The organism is Pseudomonas sp. (genome assembly GCF_050739655.1).
Taxonomy (GTDB): Bacteria; Pseudomonadota; Gammaproteobacteria; order Pseudomonadales; family Pseudomonadaceae; genus Aquipseudomonas.
Genome location: NZ_JBOIBY010000400.1, coordinates 1 through 7758, shown reverse-complemented (window position 1 = coordinate 7758; position 7758 = coordinate 1). Strand labels below are relative to the sequence as shown.

At 59.9% G+C, this 7758-nt stretch carries 4 protein-coding genes; 1 reads left to right on the top strand and 3 read right to left on the bottom strand.

All coding sequences use genetic code 11. The annotated features are described in order from the left end of the window. Positions 1–101: 101 nt before the first annotated feature. The 3 genes from ACRESJ_RS19760 to ACRESJ_RS19750 form a co-directional block, all read right to left on the bottom strand. The gene (locus tag ACRESJ_RS19760; RefSeq protein ID WP_431759395.1) at positions 102–1469 is read right to left on the bottom strand and encodes an HlyD family type I secretion periplasmic adaptor subunit; all 1368 of its coding nucleotides are present in this window, start codon (positions 1467–1469) and stop codon (positions 102–104) included. A gap of 9 nt (positions 1470–1478) precedes the next feature. Beyond that, entirely contained in the window at positions 1479–3638 is a 2160-nt protein-coding gene (locus tag ACRESJ_RS19755) for a type I secretion system permease/ATPase (RefSeq protein WP_431759394.1), read from the bottom strand. Positions 3639–3781: 143 nt separating this feature from the next. Next, positions 3782–5140 (bottom strand): TolC family outer membrane protein, encoded by a 1359-nt coding sequence (locus tag ACRESJ_RS19750; RefSeq protein WP_431759393.1) that lies wholly within the window; start codon positions 5138–5140, stop codon positions 3782–3784. Between the two features lie 595 nt (positions 5141–5735). Between ACRESJ_RS19750 and ACRESJ_RS19745 the strand changes: the two genes are divergently transcribed. Next, on the top strand, positions 5736–7758 hold a 2023-nt coding region (locus ACRESJ_RS19745; RefSeq protein ID WP_431759392.1), incomplete at its 3' end, for a retention module-containing protein.

Genomic DNA, 7758 nt, shown 5'->3' with positions numbered 1-7758 from the left:
GTGTCCGAGTCGTACGCAAATTCTGCGAACACCACTTAACCTGTGGGAGCGGGCTTGCCCGCGAAGGCGGCAGAACAATCACCGCAGCCTTCAAGACATGACTATCTCTCGCGCATCGCCTCTGTCCGAGCCTTCAACACCGGTTTCAGCAGGTAATCCAGCACCGTCTTCTCCCCGGTAATGATATCCACCGTCGCCACCATCCCCGGAATGATCAGCAGCGGTTTCACATCCCCGCCCAAATGGTTTTTGTCGGTGCGCACCTGAATCAGGTAGAAGCTGTTGCCCTTGTCGTCGGTGATGGTGTCGGCGCCGATCAACTCCAGCTTGGCGCTCAGGCCACCGTAGATGGTGTAGTCGTACGCCGTGAACTTGACCATGGCTTTCTGACCCGGATGCAGGAATGCAACGTCCTGTGGGCGGACCTTGGCTTCGATCAGCAGGTTGTCTTCAAGGGGCACGATTTCCACCATGTCGCTTCCCGGCTGGACCACGCCGCCAATGGTGTTGACCTTCAATACCTTGATGATGCCTTTGACCGGCGAGGTCACTGTGGTGCGTGTCACGCGGTCGTCGATGGCGATGCTCGATGCCGTGATTTTTGACAGGTCTGTGCGTTTCTCATTGAGCTCTTTTGCGGCCTCCGAGCGAAAGGTTTGTTCCGATTCGTCGATCTTGCTCCTGATCTCGGCAATAGCCGATTCAGCCCTGGGTATCGCCAGGGTGGTGGCGTTCAGCGAACCGCGGATTTCCACGGCGCTGCGCTTGAGCCGCAGGATCTCCACCGGCGATACAGCGCCGGTCTTGACCAAGGGTTCAGACATGTTCATCTCTTGGTTAACCAATGCCAGGCTTGAGCTGAATTGCCCCGCTTTTGAGCGAAACTCCGCCAGTTCCTGGGTTTTTTGCCGAAGTTGTTCGGTCAGTGTGCGCTGTTCGCTGGCCAGGCGACGTTGCCGCTGTTCGTACAGCGAGCGCTCGTCTTCGGCCACTTGCGGGGCCTTGGCGATCACTTCTTCTGAGAGCTTGAACGGACGACCTTCAGCTTCCGCCGACAGCCGTTCCACCTGCGCTGTCAGGGCGTAGCGATCAGCCTCGCTTTCGCCCTTGTTTGACAGGTAACGCGTGTCATCGAGGCGCAAGAGCGTGTCGCCCTTGTTCACCATTTGCCCTTCACGCACGAAGATTTCGGTGACGATGCCGCCCTCAAGGTTCTGGATGACTTGCACCTTGCTCGACGGAATCGCCTTACCTTCGCCCATTGTCACTTCCTGCAACACGGCGAATTTCGCCCATACCACCGCGCTGATTATTAGCGCAGCTGCCAGCCAAACGGTGATCCGCGACCAGCGTGGCGAGTCTTGCAAAGAGGCGCCGGCGGTTTCCGGCATGAATTCGGCTTCGGCGCTTTTACTGAAACTGTCAAAGTAGCCGCGGTCTTTGGACGATAAAGGCTGATCAGCAGACATGGGCGACTCCTAGACAGCCGCAGAGCCGACACGGCCCTTGCGCAATGCATCGATAACCGCTTCTTTTGGTCCGTCGGCGACGATCCGGCCGTTGTCCAGCACCACCAGGCGATCCACCAGGCTGAGCATCGAGGTGCGGTGGGTGACCAGCAGCACGGTTTTGCCCTGGACCAAACCGTGGAGCTTTTGCCGCAGAACATCCTCGCTGCTGTTGTCCATGGCGCTGGTGGGTTCGTCGAGCAGCATGATCGGCGGATCGAGCAGCAGCGCCCGGGCCAGCAGCACCGCCTGACGTTGGCCACCGGACAGCAATTGCCCGCGCTCGCCCACCGGGCGGTCGAAGCCTTGCGGGTGTTGCCGGGCAAGTTCGGTAACGCCCGTGAGTTCGGCGACTTCGAGCATGCGCGCATCGCTGATGTAGCGCGCGCCGAGGGTCAGGTTGTCGCGCAGGCTGCCGGCCAGCAGCGGCAGGTCATGGGCGACATAGCCGATCTGATGGCGCAGGTCGGCGACATCCAGTTGCCGCAGGTCCAGGCCATCGAGCAACAACTGGCCTTCCTCCGGCTCATAGAAGCCCATCACCAATCGCGCGAGGGTGCTTTTACCCGAGCCGCTGCGGCCGATGATGCCAATCCGCTCACCGGGTTTTACAGTGAAACTGATGTTGGCCAGCGCCGGGGCAGTCTGACCGTTGTAGCGGTAGGTCACGCCGACCACATCCAGCGCGCCTTGCAATTGCGTACGTTCCAGCGGTCGTTGATGGGCATCGCGCTCCTGGGGCAGCGACATCAACGCGTCGGTGCTTTTCATGGTCAGTTGCGCTTGCTGGTAGCGGGTGATCAACCCGGCGATTTGCCCCAATGGCGCCAGGACCCGACTGCCGAGCATGTAGGTCGCCACCAGGGCGCCGACGCTCAGGTTACCGGCGATGATGCTGTAGACGCCGGCAACGATGGTCGCCATGCCGGAAAACTGCTGGATGAACAGCGTGCCGTTGGTGGCCAGCGCCGAGAGGTTGCGTGCGTGGCTGTCGAGGCGGGTGAGGGCGCCGTGGGTGCTTTCCCACTTGTGCTGGCGCTCGCTTTCGGCGCTGCAGGCCTTGAGGGTTTCCAGGCCACCGAGGGTTTCGATCAGCAACGCCTGGCGCTCGGCGCCGAGACTGAGGCTTTTTTGCACGGTGTCGCGCAGACGCGCCTGAATGATCATGGCGAAAATGATCGTGATCGGAAACGCCAGCACCGGAATCACGACCAGCCAACCGCCGAGCAGACCGATCACCACCAGCATCAGCAACGCGAAGGGCAGGTCGATCAGGCTGGTGAGCGTCACGGCCGTGAGAAATTCCCGCAGCCCCTGGAAGTCGTGAATGCTCTGGGCAAACCCACCGATGGTTGCTGGCCGTGCTTTCATCGCCATGCCGGTGATGCGTTCGAACAGGGTCGCCGAAAGAATCACATCGGTCTTCTTGCCGGCGGTGTCCAGCAAGTGCGCACGCACGACCCGCAGCACCAGTTCGAAACCGGTGCCGATCAACAGGCCGATGGACAGCACCCACAAGGTCGAGGTGGCTTGGTTGGGCACCACGCGATCGTAGGTTTGCATCACGAACAGCGGCACCATCAAGCCCAGCAAGTTGATCAGGAAACTCGCCAGGATCGCATCGCTGTACAGCCATTTCGATAGCTTCAGGGTGTCACGAAACCAGGCCTGCACCCGTGGCACCAATGGCGAGCGCAGGTCCTCGAGTTCATGCCGTGGCCGGGCAAACAAGGCCTGGCCGCTGTAGTGTTCGGCCAGCTCTTGCGGGCTGATCCATTGTTCGCCCCCATCGGCTTCGCTCGGCAGGATGAGCACTCGGCCATCTTCGCCATAACGACGCAGGACTGCCGTGCGGCCGTTGTTGAGCAACAGCATCACGGGCAGGTTGAGCGCTGAGATGTCTTTGAGGTCGCGACGCAGCAGGCGTGCCTGCAAACCGGCCCGGGCCGCTGCGCGGGGCAGCAGGTCCAGGCTCAGGCGTTGGTGCGCCATTGGCAGCCCGGCACTCAGGCTGGCGCGACTGACCGTCGCGCCGTGGAGTTTGCACAGGATCAACAGACCATCCAGAAGCGGGTCATCGAAGCTCAGGCGCGGATCGACACCGATGTTGCCGGGTTCCATGCTGGTCACATTGAACGCTCCGGTAATTGGCTGGACAGATGAACAACACCACCACCTGTAGGAGTTGCCGAAGGCTGCGATCTTTTGCTTTTGTTCATTTAAATCAAAATCAAAAGATCGCAGCCTGCGGCAGCTCCTACGCAGGGCTTTTTTTATTTGAGTGCTGGCAAACGAGCTTCGCTTTTCACTTCGGTCTGGGCGATGGCATCGGCTGGCAACACGACCCGCTGCTTGCTCAACAACTGGCCCATGTTCGCCAGTACACGGTACATCGAAAACTCTTCTATATAGCGCACCTCGGTGTAGCGGCGGTTGGCATTGTAGAGTTCGTTTTCGCTGTCCAGCAGGTCGAGCAGGGTACGTTGGCCGAGGCCGAACTGATCCTGATAGGCCACGCGCACGCGTTTGCTGGTGTCGGCGTATTCACGGGCGGTCGGGGTTTGTTTCTTGGCGTTGACCATGGCGTTCCAGGCCAGGTTGATGTTTTCGTTGAGTTGGCGCAGGGCGTTGTTGCGGATGTCCATGGCCTGATTGATCTTGTGTGCATCGGACTGCAAACGAGCCTTGTCGCTGCCGCCGCGGAACAGGTTGTAGTTCATCACCACACCGACTCGCCACTCGTTGTCATGGCCTTCGTCGCCCGCAATGTTGTTGTTCGCACCTACTGCGGCTTCGGCGTCGAAGCGTGGGTAGAACGGCGACTTGGCGACTTCGTACTGGCTCTCGGCCGATTGCACGTCGGCCTGGGCGGATTTCAGGTACGGGTTGTTATCCACCATGCTCTGCTGAGCTTCCTGCAAGGAGGCGGGCACTTCTCCGCGAGTCGATGGCGGTGCTTCAAGCTCATCGGGCAGGCGCCCGACGACGGCGGCGAAGTTCGACTCAGCGTCGGCCAGGTCAACTTCAGCGGTGTCGAGGTTGTTTTCCGCCAGTGCCCGGCGAGCGGTGGACTGATCGGCGTCCGCGTTGCTGCCAACCCCGCGCTGGGTACGCAGGCCGATCTGGTCGTTGACCCGCAAATGCGCCTGCAGGTTGTTCTTGGCCAGCGTCACCAGTTCGCGGCGCTTGAGCACTTCGAGGTAAACCTCGATGGTGCGCAGGGCCAGATCCTGGGCGGTGCCCTGGGCGTAATAGGCCCGGGAATTGACCACGCCTTTGGTGCGCTCGACTTCGTTCGCAGTGTTGAATCCGTCGAAGAGCATCTGCCGCAGGCGCAGTTCCGATTGGGTGTAGTTGAGGATTTCAGTGTGGTGATTACCAAACGCCCGGGTGTTGGTGTTATCGCTGTACCCGCGCCCGTACGCGGCATTGAGGTCCACCGATGGATAAAAGCCCCCCTTCGCGACCTTCACGTCTTCATCAGCCGACAGACGGCTGTCCACCCGCGAAGCCAGCTCCGGATGGGTAGCAATGGTGCTTTGAATGGCTTCGGTCAACGACATGGCGTGAGCTTGTGATGTGCAGGCCATCGCCAGCAGAACCGCGCTGCAGAGGGGGTTTAAACGGCGCATGGTGCATCTCCCTGATTCCTGATGGTGCTTTATGAGTCGCCAATTATTTGACGACATTTATAGGTAAAGCGTTTCAAGCTTTTAACAACAGAGCTAAGAACATTCTAGAGAGTAGCTAAGAAAAATTTTTCATAAGACTTATGCCAAAAAAAACTTATGCGCTCGGGAAAATCCAGCACATTGTTCAATTGCAAAGCCCTTGATTTATGAGCTTTAGGGTACTCATCGGGGCTCGATAAAAAGTTCAAATCCACTTATCGATTTAGGGCGGAGAAGTGCTGGAGGGGAGGGACGCGACGCGGATTGGAGTGACGGTTTTTTGTCACTCAGGTGATTCAGATCCGTTACGCATCGTTCACTGGGCAGGTCGTTTGCGAATTGGATCCCAATGCCATTGATTGCAAAGGGGTTTAGTCCAACACCCAAACGCCGCCCGTGAGCAACACGCTGGACGAGATTGTTATCAGGGGGCTCGGCTTACTTCGTTAATGCCGGTGACCGTAGGCGATCCTTCCGGCAACCCGCTTGAGCCATGTGCATGTTCTCCGTAACAAAAAATGGTGCCGACAGTGAGTTGGCAGCGGAGGAAATGCACATGGCTACGCTCATCGGTATCGTCAGTAAGGTCGTCGGGCAAGTGTTCGCGGTGACAGGCGACGGCACGCGTCGTGCGCTGATCGAGGGAGACCGGTTGTTTGCCGGTGATCAGCTGACGACCGGGGCTGAAGGCGCGGTGGCTGTGCATCTGCAAAATGGCCAGGAGCTGACGCTCGGTCGAGGCAGCAGCCTGGCAATGACGCCACAGTTGCTGGCGGATAAAACGCCCCACGTCGACACCGCTGAAGCGACGACACCGAGCCAGGCGCAGCTGAGCGATGTGGAACAACTGCAAAAAGCCATTGCGGCCGGTGATGACCCCACGCAAACCGCTGAAGCCACGGCGGCCGGGCCGGCCAGTAGCGCACCGGGTGGTGCGGCGGGCGGTGGCCACAGTTTCGTGATGCTTGAGGAGGTCGGTGGACGGATCGATCCGATCATCGGTTTTCCCACTGCCGGTTTCAATGGCATCCCCGAGTTGGTGGAAGAACGCCACAATGGTGATGTCAACCCTAACGATGGCGCGCTGGCAGCGGTGATTCCCCCTCCGGCCCCGCCGGAAAATATCCCAGCGCCCCCACCTCCAATTACCCCGCCGATCAACAATCCCGTTACCCTTGATGGCCTGTCGGTGCAAGGCGGTGAACTGACTGTCAACGAAGCCAGTCTCGCCAACGGCTCGGCACGCAACCCCGCTGCACTGACCCAGAGCGGCACGTTCACCATCAACTCGCCCGATGGGCTGAGTAGCCTGAGCATTGGCGGGATCAACGTGATCAGTGGCGGTGTGGCCAGTGGTTTCCCGCAGTCGATCACCACACAGCTGGGCAGTACCCTGACCGTCACCGGTTACAACCCGGCCACCGGCGTTGTGAGCTACAGCTACACCCTCAACGGCAGCGACAACCATACGACCGGTGACGGCACCAGTCTCAGCGAACATTTCACCGTAGTGGCCGGCGACAGCAATGGCGACACCGCCACCGGTTCTTTGGACATCAACATCACCGACGACATGCCCAAAGCCTTCGACGATGGCAACGGCGTAGCCTCGGAAACCCAACTGACCCTTAACGGCAACGTACTGACCAACGACGTCCAAGGCGCGGACCGTGTGCCGGTCGGTGAGAACTCCGGGCCGATCACCCCGGGCACGTTCATCGGTAAGTACGGCACCCTGGTGCTTAATGCCAACGGCACGTACACCTACACCCTCAACACCAGTGACGCCGACTTCAAGGCCTTGCACGGCGGTGGCAGCGGCACCGAGACGTTTACCTACACCCTGACCGATGCCGATGGCGACAGCAGCAACGCCAACCTGGTTTTGCAGATTCACAACAATGACGATCCGGTGACCATTGGTGGCCTGAACGCCCAGGGCGGTGAACTCACTGTCTACGAAAAAAACCTTGGCGATGGCACCAGCCCCAACGCATCGGCGCTGACCCAAAGCGGCACCTTCACCGTCACCGCCCTCGACGGTGTGCAAAGCCTGACTGTCGGCGGTATCGCCGTCGTCACAGGTGGCGTGGCCGCAGGCTTTCCGCAATCTATTGTCACGCCGTTGGGCAGTACGCTGACCGTCACCGGGTTCGACCCTGTCACCGGTGTGGTGAGCTACAGCTACACCCTGGTCGACAATGAAAATCACCCGACTGCCAACGGTGCCAACAGCATTTCCGAGCCATTCGCGGTCGTGGTGGTCGATGACAACAACACCACAGCCACTGGCGAACTGAACGTCAACATCGTCGATGACGTACCGACCGCCAAAGCCGACACGCCCGATGTGGTGGAGGGCGGCACCATCAGCGGTAACGTACTGGACAACGACATCGGCGGCGCCGATGGTTTTGGTGCGGTGATCGGCGTGCGTGCTGGCGGCGATACTTCGACCGCAGCGGTGGGCGGGCTCAACACACAGATCAACGGCACCTACGGCTACCTGACCCTCGATGCCAACGGCAACGCGGTCTATCACAGCAACCCGAATTCGGTGAGCGGCCCCGGCGCGGTGG

Coding starts and splice junctions, on each gene's coding strand:
- ACRESJ_RS19760 (WP_431759395.1), bottom strand. CDS start 1,469: ATGTCTGCTGATCAGCCTTTATCGTCCAAAGACCGCGGCTACTTTGAC.
- ACRESJ_RS19750 (WP_431759393.1), bottom strand. CDS start 5,140: ATGCGCCGTTTAAACCCCCTCTGCAGCGCGGTTCTGCTGGCGATGGCC.